The sequence below is a fragment of the Sideroxydans sp. genome, assembly GCF_054604835.1.
In genome coordinates this window covers 11283-31990 of record NZ_JBTSFG010000010.1, presented here as the reverse complement: position 1 = coordinate 31990, position 20708 = coordinate 11283, and the positions used below count along the sequence as shown (strand labels likewise).

At 56.3% G+C, this 20708-nt stretch carries 6 protein-coding genes; all 6 read left to right on the top strand.

What is annotated here, in order from left to right:
* Positions 1–68 precede the first annotated feature (68 nt).
* Entirely contained in the window at positions 69–2276 is a 2208-nt protein-coding gene (locus tag ACYCZ5_RS13075) for a peptidase domain-containing ABC transporter (protein WP_461545239.1), read from the top strand.
* Between the two features lie 16 nt (positions 2277–2292).
* Entirely contained in the window at positions 2293–3675 is a 1383-nt protein-coding gene (locus ACYCZ5_RS13070; protein WP_461545238.1) for a TolC family protein, read from the top strand.
* 334 nt (positions 3676–4009) lie between these two features.
* Entirely contained in the window at positions 4010–4342 is a 333-nt protein-coding gene (locus tag ACYCZ5_RS13065) for a YegP family protein (protein WP_459724451.1), read from the top strand.
* 133 nt (positions 4343–4475) lie between these two features.
* On the top strand, positions 4476–5864 hold the full coding sequence (locus ACYCZ5_RS13060; RefSeq protein WP_461545237.1) for an HlyD family type I secretion periplasmic adaptor subunit: 1389 nt from the start codon (positions 4476–4478) through the stop codon (positions 5862–5864).
* 242 nt (positions 5865–6106) lie between these two features.
* Positions 6107–6370, top strand: a complete 264-nt coding sequence (locus tag ACYCZ5_RS13055; protein WP_461545236.1) for a hypothetical protein — start codon at positions 6107–6109, stop codon at positions 6368–6370.
* Positions 6371–6951: 581 nt separating this feature from the next.
* The gene (locus tag ACYCZ5_RS13050; protein WP_461545235.1) at positions 6952–20496 is read left to right on the top strand and encodes a VCBS domain-containing protein; all 13545 of its coding nucleotides are present in this window, start codon (positions 6952–6954) and stop codon (positions 20494–20496) included.
* Positions 20497–20708 lie beyond the last annotated feature (212 nt).

The window sequence follows — 20708 nt, the reverse complement described above, 5'->3', positions numbered from 1 at the left end:
GTATGCAATGCCGAAAATTGAATATAGATACAAGGCCAGAAGGATCAATGCACCACACAGGTCAAGACATGATTTGGCTGATCGGCAGTCTGTCGCGCATCTTCCGTTTACCTTTTGATCCGCAACTCATTCGTCAACAGTTCCCACCGCCTTACTCGCGCGTGGCAGTGCTCAATGCACTGCAGGCTTTAGACTTCAAAGTCGGTGAGCGAAACCTGGATAACAAGACACTCACAACGCTTGAACAGCTTCCGTTCCCGGCAGTTGCTTTTCTGCGCCCCCAGCCGACAGAGCAGACGGCTGACAAACCAGATGCCGAGCAGGACAAGCCTGCAGCCGAACCCGACAGTTTAGAACAGCCGGAAGCAGAAGAAGCCCCTGTACTCACCGTCCCTGTATTGCTCATCAAGGCCAGCGGCGGACAGCTGATGTTTTTCCGGGCTGGATCGGAATCTCCAGAAACGATCGCAATCGATGAATTCTTCAAACTGTTCCGCACTGACATTCTGCTGATCGCGCGCAAGGAGCAAAACGCAAGCGAAGGGGAGGAGGCGGCCAGTTCGCCCAAGGAGCCTGAACCGTTCGGCTTCCGCTGGTTCATCCCCGAGCTGATGAAACACAAACGCATCTGGCGCGATGTACTGATCGCCTCGCTGGCTATTCAGCTTGTCGGACTCGTCACGCCGTTGTTCACCCAGGTCATTATCGACAAGGTCGTGGTGCACCAGACGCAGAGCACGCTCATCGCCATCGCGGTCGGGCTGGTCATGTTCATGCTGTTCTCCAGCGCCATGACCTGGCTGCGCCAGTATTTCGTGCTGCACACCGGCAACCGCATCGATGCGGTGCTTGGCAGTCATGTCTTCCGCCACATGCTGCATCTGCCCGTACCGTATTTCGAGCAAAGGCCTACGGGTACGCTGGTGGCCCGCCTGCATGGTGTCGAGACCGTGCGAGAGTTCATCACCGGCGCAGCGGTGTCGCTGCTGCTGGATTTCCCCTTCCTGCTCATCTTCCTCGCGGTGATGTTTTGGTACAGCTGGCAATTGAGCCTCATTGCCCTGTTGCTGATGTCGCTGATCACCCTCGCCAGCTTGCTCGTCACACCAGCGCTGCGCGATCGGCTCAACGAACAGTTCATGCTGGGGGCCAAGAACCAAGCCTTCGTCACCGAGTACATCGCCGGAATGGAAACCGTCAAATCTCTGCAGATGGAACCTGTGCTGGTGCAGAAATACGGCGACTATCTGGCGCAGTATCTTGCTGCGGGTTTTGCCACCAAGCAACTCTCCAACTCCTTCAACGTCGTGGTCAATGCCTTGGAGCAGGTCATGACGCTGTCCATTCTGGTGGTCGGCGCATTGCTGGTGATGCAGAACGACGGCTTCACCATCGGTATGCTGGTCGCTTTCCAGATGTTCGCTTCGCGCATGACGCAACCCATGTTGCGTTTGGCAAGTCTGTGGCAGGAGTTCCAGCAAGCAGATATTGCGGTGAAGCGTCTGGGCGATTTGATGGATGTACCGAACGAACCCTATTCCCTGACGCCGGCCCGTGCGCAGGGTGGGGCAGGGGGCTGCGTTGAACTCAAGGATGTCAGCTTCCGCTACAGCGACAAACATCCTTATCTGTACCGCAATCTCACGCTCACCCTGCAAGCGGGCAAGCTCACCGTGCTGATGGGCCCCTCAGGGTGCGGCAAGAGTACCTTGGCCAAGATGCTGCAAGGCTTCTACTGGCCGAGCGATGGCAGCATCCTGCTCGATGGCTACGATCTGCGCCATCTAGCGGCCAACGAGCTGCGTGCCAACTTCGGCGTCGTGCCGCAAGAGACGCGTCTCTTCTCCGGCACCATCTACGACAACCTGCAACTCGCCAACCCGCACGCCGGTTTCGAAGAGATCGTGCACGTGTGCAAGATGGCCGAGATACATCAGGTTATCGAACAACTGCCGCAGGGCTACCAAACGCCCGTCGGTGAGAACGGTGTCGGCCTCTCCGGTGGGCAGAAGCAGCGCATTGCCATCGCCCGCGCCTTGCTCAAGCATCCGCGCGTACTCATCTTCGACGAAGCGGTCAGCAACCTCGACATGCAAACCGCCGAACACTTCGCCACCACCATCAACAAACTCAAGGGCAAGGTCACCATGCTATTCATCACGCATCAGTTGCCCAAATCCCTGCAAGTGGACGAGGTGCTCAAGTTCGGCACACAAGAGGCGGGTGCACCGTCTGATGCCGCAACCCCTGTGGCACATGCATCCCCGGTGCGATAAGGACAGCATGCGGGGCATGGGACCGATTCAAAGTACATCGTTTGGCGGTTTGCTTATTGTATGGGCTTGTCTGACGGCAACGGATGCTTATGCACTCACCTTCAAGGAAGCGATAGAGCGTGCTGTAGCCAACGATCCACAATTCATTGCCGCACAAGCCAACCGTCAGGCCTCGCAAGCGCGCGTCACGCAGGCGGCTGCCGAGAATTTCTTCCAGGGCAGCATCTCCGTCAGTACCAGCAATAATCGGCGCGAATACCAAACGCGCACAGTCCCCCCTACCCAGTATCCGCTCGAAGCTTACAACATGAGTTCGGCACAGCTCAGTTTTACCCAGCCGTTGTGGCGGCATGGAAACTGGATAGCCTTCATGCAGAGCAAGATCGGCCTGGAGCAGGCGGACTATCAGTTGCAGGCTGCCGGGCAGGACATGTTGATACGGCTGACGCAAGCCTGGTTTGACGTCATGCAGGCGCGCGACAACCGGATCGTCGCCGAATCGGAAGTGAGAGTCATGCAGCAACTATTCGAACAGGCGCAACGCTCTCATGAGAAAGGCTTCCTGTCGACAACAGAATTGGAGGATGCTCGCGCGCAGCAAGCAATTGCCAGCGCGGAACTGGCTGTCGCAGAGAGCGAGATGGCGATTCGGCAGGGCGCTCTGGAACAGATCATTGGGCCGGTTTCCTTCGAGCCACCGCAATTGGTGGACGGCCAAGCGACCCCGCAGATGGGAAGCGAGACGCTGGAAAACTGGCTGGCACAGGCAGAAGCCGGCAACCCCTCGGTGCGGGCTGCCCAACGTGCGCTGGACGCTGCAAATGAAGAAGTCCGCAAGCAACAGGCGGGATACGAACCCACCCTCGATCTTGTCGCCTCCTATGGCAAGACCTCGCAGGCCGCAGGCCTGACTGGCGGACAAAGCGGCTTTGATTCCTACGTTGGCAGTGTTGGTCTGCAGTTCAACATGCCACTGTCGGTCGGCGGCGGGCAAGGTGCCAAGGTGAAAGAAGCTGTGGCGATGCAGGACAAGGCCATACAGGAACTGGAAGCGGCACGCCGTCAAGCCCGGATGTCTGTGAAAGAAGCCTGGTTCAGCTGGCGAGCAAGCAAAGTGCGCGAAGCCGCTACAAAGCTGGCGGCGCAGTCCGCCGAGATGGCCGTGAAGGGGGCCGAGACTGCGCGCCTGCGCGGCATCAAGGCGGACATAGACGTATTGCAAACACGGCAACAACTGGCATCAGCACAACGCGACTGGCGCCGTGCACGTTATGACAACATGCTCAATGATCTCAGACTTCAGGCAGCTTGCGGGCGGCTTACGGGAGAAGAACTTACCGCTACAGATACGTCGTTTTTATACGGGGAAACAAAGTCTGAAGTGCTAGTAGTGAAATAGGGATTGGCTATATCGGTGGAGGAGGCATTGAGCGCAGATGCTATGTGCAATATTTCTCGATAAAGAGTCAGGCTTTCATGATTCTCTCTCATGGCGGGGAATATATATGCCTTACCAAAGCTTGAATCCAGTGGGTTTTAGTTAAATATGAGATGGGCGAGATATAGAGAAATCATGGGCAGGTATATATATAGGTATATATCTTTGAAAAGGTCGCAACAGGGCGCCACCTATCAGTTTTACTAGGCTAACTTTTATTCCAGCTTTGCCATAATACAAAACCTGATAAGCAGTATGGATTTCAAATAAACAAACTAACGCCTAGGGAGAACCCATGTCTGGATATTTTGTATTGAACAAATCTGGAACTTCACAATTCCATTTTGTGCTCAAAGCTGACAATCATGAAACGATACTGAGTAGTGAGATCTACCAGACCAAACTAGCTGCCCAAGGTGGTATCACATCAGTACAAACCAACAGTCCAATCGACGCAAGATATGAAAAGAGGACATCGATTAAAAGCGAGCCTTACTTTGTATTGAAGGCGGCCAATGGGCAAATCATCGGCGTAAGCCAAATGTATTCATCTACCTCTGCCCGAGACTCAGGTATCGCTTCTGTTAAAGCCAACGGAAGTACAACGATAATTGTTGATAACTCCTGATTGAGTGGTGAAACGATTATGTGCCTGCATGTAAATGGCATTGCAGGCGCTATTGCTAGATAAATTCAGAATCGCGAGCGACGAATCGCGTGCAATTAAATGAATTGGTTCTGCGTAATAGAAAGGGAGCTTTGTGGCAGGTAGAAAAATAGCACGCAAGGCGCGCATCGTCGGTGTCGATCCCCAGGATTTCGCTCCCAACCTGTTGCGCGTGCAGAACCAGCCGCCGGCGCCGTTCGCGCAAGCCATGTTGCGCATCCTGCTCATCCTGCTGTTTGCCGTCATCCTGTGGGCCATCTTCGGCAAACTGGATATCGTCGCCAGTGCAGAAGGCAAGCTCATCCCGCAAAGCTACGTCAAGATTGTCCAACCCTTCGAGCAAGGCCTCATCAGCGAGATCCTCGTCAGCGAAGGTCAGCATGTCGAAGCCGGGCAAGTCCTCATGCGTTTGGACACCACCATGTCCGATGCAGACGGCAAAGCTATCAGCGCCGACTACTTCATCAAACAGATCGCCCGGCGGCGCATCGACGCAGAGCTGGCCGACATCGAATTCAAACGCGCAGACAGCGACCCCGAAGCCCTCTACAACGAAGCACTCGCCCAATACCGCGCCAACCGTCACGCCTACCATACCGCTCTCGAAGAAGAACGCAGCATCCGCGACAAAGCCCAAAGCGAACTGGCCGCCGCCAAACAAGCCAGCACCAAACTCACTGAAACCCTGCCGCACTATCAAAAGCAAGCCGAGGCATTCGCCGAATTAGCCAAAGACGGCTACGTCAGCAGATTCGAAGCCGCCGACAAACACCGCGAATACACCGAAAGATCCCAAGACCTCAAAACCCAGCAACACCTCATCGCCAGCGCCCAAGCCACGCTCACCGCCTCCAGCCGAAAACTCGAACAGATCAGCGCCGACTACCGTCAACGCCTGCAAGCTGAACGCGCCGACCTTGGCAGCAAGCTGGACAAGACCCAGGCCGAATACGCCAAACAGCAATACCGCCACGAACTGCTCGAACTCAAAGCCCCGCAAGACGGCATCATCAAAGACGTCGCCACCCACACCATCGGCACCGTCATCAGCCCCGGCACCATCCTCATGACTCTCGTCCCCAAGGACGAGATACTCAGAGCCGAAGTATGGGTCTCCAATCAGGATGTCGGCTTCATCCACCAAGGCCAAACCACCAAAGTCAAACTCGCCTCCTACCAGTTCCAGAAATACGGCATGGTGCAAGGTGAAGTCGCCCACCTCAGCGCAGACGCCACCGACGCCAACCAGCAAGGCACAGGCGCATCCGCTCCACCCAGCGCCAAATCCCCCAACGGTCAACCCTACGCCTACCGCGCACTGGTCGACCTCAAAGCACAAGAGCTCATCGTCAACGGCATCAAGCACGCCCTCAGTCCCGGCATGCAAGTCACGGCGGAGATACATCTTGGTACCCGCACTATTCTTGAATATCTGCTCTCGCCGGTGATGGGGGCGTTTCAGGAGGCGGGGAGGGAGCGGTGAGGGCTGTGCAAATGAAATACTTGGCGGGTTCGCTGACTAGCGGAATTACGAATGAAGAAATGTGGAGGAAAACTGTATGAAAGAGAATCGTGGCACGTTTCCTAATGTTTCTATGGGTGATAAATCGAACCCGGTACCTTTGGTGCTACTTGCGGCGGCGAATGATGTGGCGTTTGAGATGAGGAGGGTGGGATGAAAATGAATACCCCCCTTTTGATGGTTCCATCATTTTGGAGCGAATTATGAATACATCAACATACGATCTTGGGATGGTTTTAATTATTTTCGGCGCATTTTGTGCCCTGCTAGTACCGGTTATTGCTTCAACGTATCTTTACTATAAAGAGAGGCGTTTTGAATTTTTTTCATTTATCTCATTCAAGCCAGAGGATGGCAAGAGCAATTTAGAGAACACGCTAATTCGTGTTTGCAAAATCTCGGAAGGTATTGCCAAAATTTGTTTCTTTTCAGTATTGGCTATTGTGATGTATCGAAGTTTTATTTGATATGAGGAGGAAATATGCCTGGAGCAGCGGACGCGGCAGAAGTTACGGTAAATATTCTTACTGGTGTTGTTGATGTAAATCAGGCACCAGATGGTGCTGCGATGTTGTCCTCTTTGGGGCAATTGGCTGCGACGGTTACCGCCGGTATGGCGAACCCGAGCTTTGCGGTTACTGCGGCTGCAACGAATGCCGGGGCGATGCTTGTTACATCTCAAAAAATATTATTGGATATTAGCAATGGTAAATCTCCGAGTGTGGGGGATCTTGCTTCAATAGCTGGGAATGCTCTTGTAATTTCTTCACTTGCAATTGCTTATTTAAACCCAGCGAGTAATGCAGCACGGGCTGCGTACTATATTTCGAGAGGGGTAGGTTGGCTTGGCTTTGCATTATGGTTTCAAGATAACGCGCAAGCTGACGAACTAAATCAGGTTGACTCAAGTGCAAGCTCATTTTTTGCTGCCGCCCAACGCTTCATCCCCCGCCGCGACCCCCTAACCCTCGACCTCAACGGCAACGGCCTCGAAACCCTTCCCATCAACGCCGCGAATCCCGTCTACTTCGACCTGACCGGCGAAGGTGTGCAGAGCAGTGTCGGCTGGGTTGCGCCATCGGATGGTTTTCTCACGCTGGATCGCAACGGCGACGGCCTCATCAACGACGGCACGGAATTGTTTGGCGATGCCACACCTGCCTATGAAGCTGGAACCACAACACCAACCACCGGCAAGACTGCCGATGGTTTTGCGGCACTGGCTCAGGAAGACACCAACGCCGACGGCGTAGTGAATTCCGCCGATGCAAACTTCGCCAACCTGCGCGTCTGGCAGGATTTGAATCAGGACGGTGTTTCACAGACAGGCGAACTTAAGACCCTCGCCGAACTCGGTATTGAAAGCTTCAACGTCGCCAACGTTGCGCACAGCCAGCTACTCGCCAACGGGAACCAGATCGCCGACACCGGCACCTATACCAAAACAGACGGCACTACCGGCACCGCAGGTGTCACCGCCGGCATGGCCGATGTCAATCTCGCCGTGGACACCTTCCACCGCACCTTCGCCGACACCATTCCGCTCACTCCGCAGACCGAAACCCTGCCGGACATGCAGGGCAGTGGGGCCGTGCGCGACCTGCGCGAAGCCGCCAGCATCCAGACTGCAGAAGGTGTAACCCTTGCGATGGCCCTCGCACAATTCTCCGCCAGCACCACCCGCAACGAACAACGCGCTCAACTCGACACACTCATCACCGACTGGGCCGCCACCAGCGGCTTCGAAGACATGGTCACCCAAGCCGCCGCGCACGGCTACACCCTCACCAGCAACCTCGGACCAGAATGGCAACACAAATTGCACGTCCTCGAAACCTTCAACGGCCGAAGTTTCTACAGCATGCCGTGGGACAACACCAACGCCCAAAGCGGCGTTACTGGCATGAGTGTCAGCGGCAACCACATCACCATCAGCATGAACAGCACGCAGCTTGCGTTGCTGGATCGCGCCTACACAGCGCTCAGGGAATCGGTGTATGACGCGCTGATACCTCAGACTCGCCTGAAACCTTATCTGGACGACATCAGCCTGGCGCTGGATGCGGAGGGGAATTTCAGTTTGGATTTCAGTGCAGTGGATGCGCATTTGGATGCCACGCAGGCAGGCAACGCCAACACAGCCGTGGGCGACCTGATGGATATGCGCCGACTGATGGGCGACACCCTCGAAGGCGCGGGGTGGGATGGACTTGCGTTGCTGACAGATTGGGCGGCTCAAATCGGCAGTTTTGAATTTGAAGGTAATCCGCCGATACCGCCCATGATTGGCAACTATGTCCCCGAAAACTATGCTGCGCTGACACAGCAATACAATTTGCAGCAACAGGAGTACCAAGCTTTGCTGGCCCGAAATGGAGCCCGGCGTGCCGTGGCCGACACACTGGCCGAGTTCGGGTTTCAGCATCAGACCATGCTCGGTGGTGGTAACTCCGGCAGTTATTACTACATCACCCGCTCTGATTTAGGTGGTATCCAAACGGGCTCTGGCAATCTCAGTGGCTTTGCATCCTATAACGATCTACTCGTCGGTCAAGCGGCAGACGATACGATTTCCGGCGGCGCGGGTAACGACTGGTTGCTTGGCGGCGATGGCAACGACACGCTCGTCGGTGGCACAGGTAACGACTTGCTGCATGGCGGTGCGGGCAACGACACATATGTTTTCAACGCAGGTGACGGCGCGGACACCATTCTCGAAACGCAAGGTGATACCGGCGTAGACACGCTGCATTTTGGCGCAGGCACTGCACTCACCAATCAATTGCCGATCACGGTGGGCGACATCAGCATTGCGATGGAAGGCGATGCGCTGGTGTTCCGCCACATCAACGGTCGGGACAGCGTCACCGTCGCGCACTGGTTCTCGTCTGATAAAAACAAGCTCGACACCGTCACCTTCGCCGATGGGCGCAACTTCGATCTCACCACTTTGCAACTGGGAAGTATTGATGCCGACGTGCTCACCGCGCTGGCTACTACTCCGGGCGGTGTGCCGATCAACCAGGTTCTGGTGGGCGGTGCGGGCAACGACACACTCATCGGCGGTGAAGGCAACGATTGGCTGCTGGGCGGCACAGGTGCGGACACCCTGAGTGGCGGCCTCGGCAACGATACTTATTCGGTGGACAGTGCAGCTGATGTCGTTGTCGAGAATGCCGGAGAGGGCGTGGACGTAGTGGAGGCTAGCGCCAGCTACACCCTCGGCGACAATATCGAAAACCTCACCCTCGTTGGCAGCGGCGCGATCGCCGGTACTGGCAATACGCAGGACAACATCATCACCGGCAACTCGGCAGACAATCACCTGCAAGGCATGGATGGCAATGACACGCTGATCGGCAATGCGGGCAACGACACGCTGGATGGCGGCGCGGGTGCAGATGTGATGGCGGGCGGGGTGGGTAATGATGCCTACGTCGTGGATACGCTGGCCGACACCGTTACTGAGCAAGCGGGAGAGGGTACAGACACGGTCTATACCGATCTGAGTTATGCGCTCGGTAGCAATATCGAGAACCTGACCTTGACCGGTGCCAATGCAGTGGATGGCACGGGTAATGAACTCAACAACGTCATCACCGGCAACGCGAACGACAATATTTTGTCTGGTCTGGCGGGCAGCGACACGCTAAATGGTGGCGCGGGGGCGGATACGATGTTGGGCGGCACGGGCAATGATATCTATGTTGTGGACAACACTGGAGATCTCGTTGTTGAGAACGCGAGCGAAGGCATAGACCTCGTAAATTCCTCCATCACCTACACACTCACCGATAACGTCGAAAACCTCACCCTGACCGGTGCAGCGGCAATCAGCGGCACGGGTAACGTGCTGGACAACACGCTCATCGGCAACGATGCCGCCAACACCCTCACCGGGTTGGAGGGCAACGACACACTGAACGGCATGGGTGGTGCAGATACGCTGATCGGTGGAACCGGCAACGATACCTATGTGGTGGACGGCGCAGGGGATGTGGTCGTGGAGCTGGCGGGCGAGGGTACGGATACCGTTCAATCCACTATCAACTATACCTTGGGCGACAATGTAGAGAATCTCACCCTCATTGGCTCAGGCAGCATCACTGGAACGGGGAATGCGCTGGACAACGTTATTGTCGGGAATCATGGCAGCAACATGATCGATGGTGGTGTGGGTGCGGATGCCATGTACGGCAATGGCGGAAATGACACCTACCTGCTCGACAATCTGGGCGACACCATCACCGAATACTGGAACCAAGGCACTGACACCGTCATCAGCCCCTTCGACTACACCTTGGGTGCGAACGTAGAAAACCTGGTTCTGACTGAAGGAGCTTCTCTGACGGGTACGGGTAATGAGCTGAACAACGTCATCACCGGCAACAGCAACGACAATACGCTGACCGGACATATGGGCAACGATACGCTGGATGGCGGCATCGGTGCGGATACCTTGATCGGCGGCACGGGCAACGACACCTACGTGGTGGATAACCTGCTCGATACCACCATTGAAGCGGTAGGTGAGGGCATCGACACCGTCAAGAGCGATCTGACCTGGACGCTGGGGGACAACCTCGACAATCTCACTCTCACCGGAACGGCTGCCATCGATGGCACCGGCAATACGCTGGACAACGTCATCACCGGCAATATCGCCGACAACACGCTCACTGCGCTGGAAGGCAACGATACGCTGGACGGTGGCGCGGGCGCGGACGCCATGCTGGGTGGCACCGGCAACGACACCTACGTGGTGGACAACGCGGGCGACCTTGTCATTGAAAACGCAGGCGAAGGCATCGACCAGGTCAAGTCGAGCATCACCTACACCCTTACCGATAACGTAGAAAACCTCACGCTGACCGGCATTGCAGGGCAAACGCATCCTGCCATTGACGGCACCGGCAACGTGCTCGACAACGTCATCGTCGGTAACGATGCTGCCAACACGCTCATTGGGCTGGAAGGCAACGACACGCTGGACGGCGGCAAGGGTGCTGACACCCTGCTGGGCGGGACAGGTGACGATATTTATATCGTGGATAACGCGGCAGACGTGGTTGTCGAAAATGCCGCAGAAGGCACGGACACTGTTCAAGCCAGTGTCAGTTATGTTTTGAGCGATAACGTTGAAAACCTGACCTTGACCGGTACGGCTGCGATCAGCGGCACTGGCAATGCGCTGGATAATAACATCACAGGTAATAGTGCCGATAACACGTTGGATGGCGGTGCCGGTGTAGATACGATGGCCGCTGGAGTGGGTGACGATACCTACATAGTGGACAATGCCGCAGACATTGTGGTCGAGAACGCAAGTGAGGGTGACGACAGCGTGTTTGCCTCGGTGGCGTACTCGCTCTCGGACAATGTGGAAAATCTTACGCTAACCGGTGCGGCGAATATCGATGCCGCAGGCAATGCGCAGAACAACACCCTCACTGGCAATGCAGGCGACAACATCCTTTCCGCTCTGGCAGGTAACGACACGCTGGTGGGTGGTGCGGGCAACGATCTGCTGGATGGTGGCACAGGCGCAGACACCCTGTCCGGCGGCACGGGCGACGACACCTACATCGTTGATGACATCGGCGATGTCGTCACTGAAAATCTTGCCGAAGGCATGGACACCGTGCAGTCCTCCATCGCCTATACGTTGGGCGACAACGTCGAGAATCTCACCCTTACCGGCACGACCGCGATCGATGGAACCGGCAACGCACTGGACAACGTCATCACCGCCAATGACAGCGGCAATATCCTGAATGGTATGGAAGGCAACGACACGCTCATCGGTGGTGCGGGCAATGACCTGCTGGACGGTGGTCTCGGTGCGGACAGCATGTCGGGTGGCGCGGGTGATGACACTTACATCGTGGATGAAGTCGGCGATGTGGTGAATGAATCTACCGGTGCTGGCACGGATACCGTGCAGTCCTCCATTACCTATACCTTGGGAGCCAATCTTGAAAACCTCGTTTTGACTGGCGAGGCGAATCTGGACGGTACCGGCAATGCACTGGATAACAGCCTCGTCGGTACGGCCGGAAACAATGTGCTGGACGGCGGTGCGGGAGTGGACAGCTTGGCTGGCGGTGCGGGAAATGACACTTACATCGTGGACGATTCCGCAGACGCGGTAGTCGAACTGACAGGCGACGGGACGGACAGCGTGATCGCTTCGGCGGATTACACGCTATCGGACAATGTGGAAAACCTCACCCTCGCGGGCGGCGCAGTATCAGGCACAGGCAACGCGCTCAATAACCTTATCACCGGCAATGCTGGCGACAACGTCTTGAGTGGCATGGCGGGTAACGACACGCTGGATGGTGGCGCGGGTGTGGATGCAATGGCGGGTGGTATCGGTAACGATACCTACTATGTGGACAATACAGCCGATGTCATCGCAGAAAACGTCAACGAAGGCACAGACAGTGTGCTTGCCTCGGCGACCTACACGCTTTCTGATAACGTCGAAAACCTCACCCTCACTGGCACAGCCAACATCGACGGCACGGGCAATGCGCTGAACAACGCGATCACCGGCAATAGCGGTGCAAACGTACTGGATGGCGCAGCAGGCGCTGACACCATGACGGGCGGGGCGGGCAACGACACCTATATCGTGGACAACGTGGGTGACAAGACGGTCGAGGCGCTCAATGCGGGTATCGATACCGTGCTCTCTTCTGTGAGCTATACCTTGGCTTCCAATGTCGAAAACCTCACTCTCACCGGCGCGAACAACATCAATGCGACCGGCAACGAACTGAACAACACTCTGATCGGCAACACGGCCAACAACGGTTTGTACGGTTTGGCAGGAAACGATACGCTGATCGGCGATACCGGGAACGATGTATTGAATGGCGGCACGGGCGCAGACAGCATGGCTGGCAATGCAGGCGACGACATCTATGTCGTCGATAACGCGGGCGACGCAGTGACGGAGAATGTTGATGAAGGTGTCGATACTGTGCAGTCCTCCATCACTTACACGCTGGGAGCGAACGTCGAAAATCTCACTCTGACCGGCACAGCTTCGATCAACGGCACGGGCAACGCGCTGGACAACGTGATCGTGGGCAACAACGGCAACAATGTGCTGTCTGGCCTGGATGGCAACGACAGCCTGACTGGCAATTCCGGCAACGACACGCTGAACGGTGGCACGGGGGCGGATGCAATGGCGGGCGGTGCGGGAAACGACACTTATGTAGTGGACGATGCGGGCGATCTGGTAACAGAAGGGCTGAACGCTGGAACCGATCTGGTGCAATCCGGCATCACTTACACGCTCACCGCGAACGTCGAAAACCTCACCCTGACCGGCGCGGACAGCATTGACGGCACCGGCAATGCGCTCAACAACATCATCACCGGCAACACCTCGGCGAATGTGCTGGACGGCGGCGCGGGCGCGGACACGATCTATGCAGGCACAGGCGACGACACGCTAATTGGCGGCGACGGCAATGACGGACTTTACGGCAACGAGGGAAATGATCTGCTGCTGGGCGGTTCGGGCAACGATACGCTGAATGGCGGCCTAGATGCGGATACGATGCAGGGCGGCTTGAACGATGATACCTATGTGGTGGATAACGTCGGCGATCTTGTCGTGGAGAACCTCGCAGAAGGCACGGATCTTGTACAGTCGTCCATTACCTACACGCTCACGGATAACACCGAAAACCTCACTCTGACCGGTACGGCTGCGATCAACGGCACGGGCAACATCCTCAACAACATCATCCTTGGAAATACAGGCAACAACACCTTGGTGGGTCTGGAAGGTAACGATACGTTGAATGGCGGTGCGGGTGCAGACACCATGTTGGGTGGCTTGAACGATGACACGTATGTGGTGGATAACGCGGGTGACATCGTCATTGAGAACCTTGGCGAAGGTATCGACAATGTGCAGTCTGGTATCAGCTACACGCTTACGGACAACGTTGAGAATCTCACCCTGACCGGTACGGCTTCGATCAACGGCACGGGCAACGCGCTGGACAACGTGATCGTGGGCAACAACGGCAACAATGTGCTGTCTGGCCTGGATGGCAACGACAGCCTGACCGGCAATTCCGGCAACGACACGCTGAACGGTGGCACGGGGGCGGATGCGATGGCGGGCGGCGCGGGCAACGACACCTACGTGGTGGACAATGTTGGCGATTTGGTGACCGAGGCAGTGAATGCGGGAACAGATCTGGTGCAATCGTCCATCACTTACACGCTCACCGCCAATGTCGAGAATTTGACCCTGACCGGCGCTGATGTCATCGACGGTACGGGTAATACACTCAACAACATCATCACGGGCAACGCTGCGAACAATATCGTGGATGGCGGTGCAGGTGCTGATTCGCTCTATGCTGGAGCGGGTGATGACACGCTGCTAGGTGGGGCAGGCAACGACATTCTGGACGGTGGTGTGGGCGCAGATGCGATGTCCGGTGGTTTGAACGACGATACCTATGTGGTGGACAACGTCGGCGATCTGGTTACAGAGAATCTGAATGAGGGTGTCGATCTTGTTCAATCTTCCATCACTTATACGCTGACCGACAACGTCGAGAACCTCACCCTGACCGGAGCGGCCAACATCGACGGTACGGGCAATATGCTCAATAACGTCATCCTTGGCAACAGCGGTGCTAACCTGCTGACGGGTCTGGAAGGTAATGACACGCTAAATGGTGGTGCGGGTGCGGACACCATGCTGGGTGGCACCGGGAACGATACATTTGTCGTGGACAATGCCGGCGACCTTGTTATCGAAAATCTTGCTGAAGGTGTCGACAACGTTCAATCCAGCGTCACATACACGCTGACGGACAACGTCGAAAATCTCACTCTGACCGGTACGGCATCGATCAATGGAACTGGCAACGCGCTGGACAACGTGATTGTGGGCAATACAGGTAACAACGTCATGTCCGGTTTGGAGGGCAACGACAGTCTGACCGGCAACTCTGGCAACGATACACTTGATGGTGGCACCGGCGCTGACAGCCTGGCGGGCGGTGCAGGCAACGACACCTACGTAGTGGACAATATCGGCGACCTAGTGACCGAAGCAGCAAACTCCGGCACTGATACGGTTCAGTCGTCCATCACTTACACCCTGGGTGCGAATATCGAGAACCTCGCTCTCACTGGGGTGGATGCCATCAACGGCACCGGCAATACTTTGAATAATACGATCACGGGCAATGCAGCCGCGAACGTGTTGGACGGTGGGGCAGGTGCGGACAGCATGGCGGGCGGAGCGGGTGACGATACCTACGTGGTGGACAACGCCAGCGACGTGGTGACGGAAGCGTTGAATGCGGGTATTGATCAGGTTCAATCCGGCATCAGTTACACACTGACTGCAAACGTCGAGAACCTAACTCTGACGGGTGCCGCCGCGATCAACGGCACAGGCAATGCGCTCGACAACATAATCATCGGTAATGCAGCAGCCAACGTGCTGAACGGAGGCACGGGTGCAGACACGATGTCCGGTGGTGCGGGTAACGACACCTATGTCGTGGACAACGTCGGTGATGTCATAGTGGAAGAATTCAATTCCGGTACGGATAGCGTACAGTCCAGCGCCACTTACACGCTCTCTGACAACGTCGAGAATCTCACGCTAACAGGCACAGCTGCCATCGATGGCACCGGCAATGCGTTGGACAACGTCATCTCAGGCAACAGCGGCGTTAATGTGCTGGCCGGCCTGGGGGGCAATGACACCTATTACGTAGACAACACGGCCGATGTGATTGTGGAGAACGCTGGTGAGGGAACCGATAGCGTGAACTCGTCCGCGACTTATACGCTTGCCGACAATATCGAGAACCTAACCCTTACCGGGACGGCTGCGATCAACGGCACGGGCAACGCACTCGACAACACGATCACTGGCAATAACGGCAACAACGTGTTGGATGGTGGCGCTGGCGCAGATGCGATGGCAGGTGGTGCAGGTAATGACACCTATGTCGTGGACAATGCAGGCGATGTGGTAACTGAAGCATTGAACGCTGGTACTGACACGGTTCAATCCAACATCAGTTACACCCTCGGCAACAATCTGGAGAATCTCGTTCTCACAGGCGCAGATTCGCTCAGCGCTACGGGGAATTCATTGAACAACGTAATCGTCGGCAATAGCGGCAACAACTTGATCGATGGTGGAGCCGGTGCAGACACGATGTCGGGCGGCGCAGGCGATGACACGTATGTGGTGGATAACACGGGTGACGTGATTGTTGAAGCTGCGGGTGAGGGGTTCGATACTGTTCAAGCCAGTGCAAATTACACGCTGGGGGCTAATATCGAAAATCTTGTCCTCGATGGCACTGCCGATATTAGTGGTACAGGAAATGCGCTCGACAACGAGATTATCGGTAATTCTGGCAACAACTCACTGATCGGTGATGCTGGCAACGACACCCTCAATGGTGGTGTTGGCGCAGACTCTATGGCCGGTGGAACAGGTGATGACACATACATCGTCGACGACACAGGTGATGTTGTAATAGAAGCCATGAACGCGGGCATCGACTCCGTTCAATCGAGCGTCACTCACACCCTTTCCGACAACGTCGAGAACCTCACCCTGACGGGCGCAGCCTCCATCAATGCAAGCGGCAATGCGCTGGATAATATCCTCACTGGCAATAGCAGTGCGAACGTACTGGATGGCGGAGCAGGGGCGGATACCCTGATTGGTGGACAAGGCAACGATACGCTGATGGGTGGTGCAGGTAATGATCGCTACGAATTCAACCTGGGTGACGGGGCCGACACCATTGTTGATGCATCGGGTCTCGATACGCTCTTTGTGGGCGGCAACCTGATCGAAGTCAATCTCGAAGGATTCCGTGTCGGGAACGACATGTTGATCAGTGTGATGGGTACGACCGACTCCATCACACTGACCAACTGGTTCGCCCAAGGGCAAGGTGTGCAACGTATCGAATTCGCAGATGGCTCATTCTTGGACGCAGTCGGCATTGAAGGCCTGTTGAATCGTCCACCAGTCGCGAATCCGGATGACATCACCGTTGACGAAGATACCGCACAGACTGCCATCCCGGTCTCGACACTGCTTGCCAACGACACCGACCCGAACACGGGTGACGTCATCAGCTTGGCAGGATTCGATGCCGTCAGTGCACTGGGCAACACCGTCGCACACGATGCAAATGGCAATCTCGTTCTGGACATTGGACAGCGCTACCAATCCCTTGCCCAAGGCCAGACCGTCACAGACACCTTCGGCTACACCATCAGTGATCGCAAAGGCGAAACAGACAGCACATTGGTTAACGTCACCATCACTGGTGTGAATGACGCACCGATCACTGTGGCTGATGATGCAACTGCATTGCAGGAAGATATCAACATTTCCGCGATAGGGAATGTCCTGACCAACGACAGTGACATTGACCAAGGAACGGTATTGCAGGTCGCCAACGCGGGTGTCTTCATCGGCCAGTACGGCACCCTGACGTTGAATGCGGACGGCAGCTACAGCTACGCACTGGACAACGCCTCACTTGGCGTCCAATCTCTTGCCCAAGGCCAAGTCGTCACCGACATCTTCGACTATGCAGCAACCGACGGCATCACCTCCACACCTTCGACTCTGACCGTCAGCATCACCGGCACGAACGATGCACCGGTAGTCGTTGCGGATGTGAACGCTGTGCAAGAGGATGTAGTGATCTCTGCAACCGGCAATGTGCTTGCCAACGACAGCGACATCGACCAAGGCACCGTATTGCAAGTGGCGAATGCCGGGGTCTTTGTGGGTCAGTTCGGCACGCTCACCTTGAACGCTGACGGCAGCTACAGCTATGTACTGGACAACGCCTCACTTGGCGTTCAGTCTCTAGCTCAAAGCCAAGTCGCCACCGACACCTTCGGCTACGCAGCAACGGACGGCATCACTTCAACGCCTTCGACTCTGACAGTGAGCATCACAGGCACTAACGATGCGCCTGTGGTTGCGGCTGATGTGAACGCTGTGCAAGAGGATGTAGCGATCTCTGCGACCGGCAATGTGCTTGCCAACGACAATGACATTGACCAAGGCACAGTACTCAGTGTGGAGAGTGCGGGCACCTTCGTCGGTCAGTTTGGCACGCTCACTCTCAATGCAGATGGTAGCTACAGCTATGCACTGGACAACGCCTCTTACGGTGTTCAGAGCTTGGCTCAAGGCCAGGTTGTTACTGACACCTTCGACTATGCGGCAACAGACGGCATCACCTCCACGCCATCGATCCTGACCGTCAGCATTACTGGCACAAACGATGCACCTGTGGTTACAGCGGATGTAAATGCTGTACAGGAGGATTTGAATATCACTGCCTCCGGCAACGTCCTCACCAACGACAGCGACATCGACCAAGGCACGGTATTGCAGGTCGCCAACGCGGGTGTCTTCGTCGGCCAGTTCGGCACGCTGACGCTGAACGCCGACGGCAGCTACAGTTACGCGCTAGACAATGCCTCTTACGGTGTTCAGTCTCTAGCCGAAGGGCAGGTAGTAACCGACACCTTCGACTATGCCGCGACAGATGGCATCACTTCAACACCATCGATCCTGACCGTCAGCATCACGGGTACCAACGATGCACCGATCACCACTGTTGATACCGCCGCCGTACAAGAAGATGTGGTGATTTCGGCAACTGGCAACGTCCTGACCAACGACAGCGACATTGACCAAGGCACTGTGCTGCAGGTCGCCAATGCAGGCGTCTTCGTCGGCCAGTTTGGCACCCTGACTCTGAAAGCCGATGGTAGCTACAGCTACGCACTGGACAATGCCTCGCAGGGCGTTCAATCTCTGGCCCAAGGTCAAGTCGTCACCGATACATTCGACTACGCGGCAACGGATGGCATAACTTCAACGCCTTCCTCACTCACTTTCAGCATCTCTGGTACCAATGATGCCCCGGTAGTCGTTGCGGATGTGAACGCCGTACAGGAGGACTTAAGTATCACCGCCACCGGCAACGTGCTTTCCAACGATAGCGACATCGACCAAGGAACGGTATTGCAGGTCGCCAACGCTGGCGTCTTCATCGGCCAGTTCGGCACGCTCACCTTGAATGCCGATGGCAGCTACAGCTACGCTCTGGACAATGCCTCGCAGGGCGTTCAATCTCTGGCCCAAGGTCAGATCGTTACCGACACCTTCGACTACGCAGCCACCGATGGCATCACCTCGACCCCATCAACCCTGACCGTCAGCATCACCGGCACCAACGATGCCCCAATCGTCGCTGTACCGCTGACCGATGCCAGCACTCTGGAAGACCAGGCCTTCAGCTATCGTGTGCCGGACGGTACCTTCACCGACATCGACCAAGGTGATGTGCTGAGCTATCAGGCCGCCATGTCTAATGGATCTGCTCTGCCAGACTGGCTCAAGTTCGATGCCGTCACACAGACCTTCAGCGGCATCCCCTCCAACTGGGACGTTGGGGTTATGGATGTTTCGGTAACAGCTACCGACCTCCACGGAGCCACTGCCACCAGCACCTTCAGTCTGGACGTGCAGAACGTCAACGACGCCCCTATCGTCACGGCGCATATGGCCGATCAGCGTGTCGACAACGGCAAACGCTTCAGCATCGCCATCCCGGCCAGCACCTTCGACGACTGGGACATCGTGCATGGCGACAGCCTCAGCTACAGCGCCACCCTTGCCAACGGCGAGGAACTGCCGGAATGGCTCAGCTTTGATGCCGCCACTGGCACCTTCAGTGGCAAGGCAAAAGGTTCGGACAGCTACGACATCCTGCTCACCGCTACCGACCAAGCCGGCGCCAGCGTCTCGCAGGTCTTCACCCTCAACACAGGCAAGCACGAACAGGATGAACATCGCGATGACGAGCATCATGACAATGAGCATGATGATGACGAGCATGACCACCACGCCGTCCCAGACACCACGCAGGACGAGATCATCGTCAGCAGTAGCGTGAATGACATCGTCCACACCGGCAACGGCGCGGACAGCATCCTATTCGGGCGCGGCGATGGGCAGGACACGGTCTACGGTGGAGAAGGGACGGACAACACCCTGATCCTGACCGACGGCATCCAGATGGCCGACCTTGCCCTGACTCGAAATGCTAACGACCTCATCCTGGAAGTCGGCGCAGCCGATCAGATCACCCTGCGTAACTGGTACGACACCACCGCCAACTACAAGAGCGTGCTCACGCTGGATATCATCTCCCAAGCGGTTGCCGAGTTCGACGAAAAGTCGAAACGCAAGTCTGAACATAAGTCCGACCATCAAGAGATCAAGACTACGCTCGACCAGTACGACTTCAGTGCCGTGGTCGCAGCCTTTGATCAGGCCTGGGCGGCGGACAGCACGATCCAGCACTGGAACGCGGCACAGACGCTGGCAACAGCCCATGTGGATGACGGCGACGATGCCGCACTGGGCAGCTCATCCTTCAAGGACATGAGTATCAGCAGCTTGATGGCGTTGGGGCAGGCAAACCAGAACCTCAATGCGGTGCAGTTGAATCAGGATCGGGCGCGGGGATAAGCGTTAAATGCGATAACGGTGCAGAGATGCGACCGTTATCGAGATGGTGGCCTACATGGACCACCCCACCGGCGAGTCTAGGCTGAGCTACGCGCGGATGGCTGGACATGCCGTTGTGACACTCGTGCAGTTCATTCAGTGCGACCCGGTCTAAGGTGAGCCTGTTTCAAGGTAGGCTAGGCGGTCGCTGAAGCTTATCGGGGGCAGGAAGG

Excerpts from the sequence above, each read along its gene's own strand:
- ACYCZ5_RS13070 (WP_461545238.1), top strand. The coding sequence starts at position 2,293 with ATGGGACCGATTCAAAGTACATCGTTTGGCGGTTTGCTTATTGTATGG.
- ACYCZ5_RS13075 (WP_461545239.1), top strand. The coding sequence starts at position 69 with ATGATTTGGCTGATCGGCAGTCTGTCGCGCATCTTCCGTTTACCTTTT.
- ACYCZ5_RS13065 (WP_459724451.1), top strand. The coding sequence starts at position 4,010 with ATGTCTGGATATTTTGTATTGAACAAATCTGGAACTTCACAATTCCAT.
- ACYCZ5_RS13055 (WP_461545236.1), top strand. The coding sequence starts at position 6,107 with ATGAATACATCAACATACGATCTTGGGATGGTTTTAATTATTTTCGGC.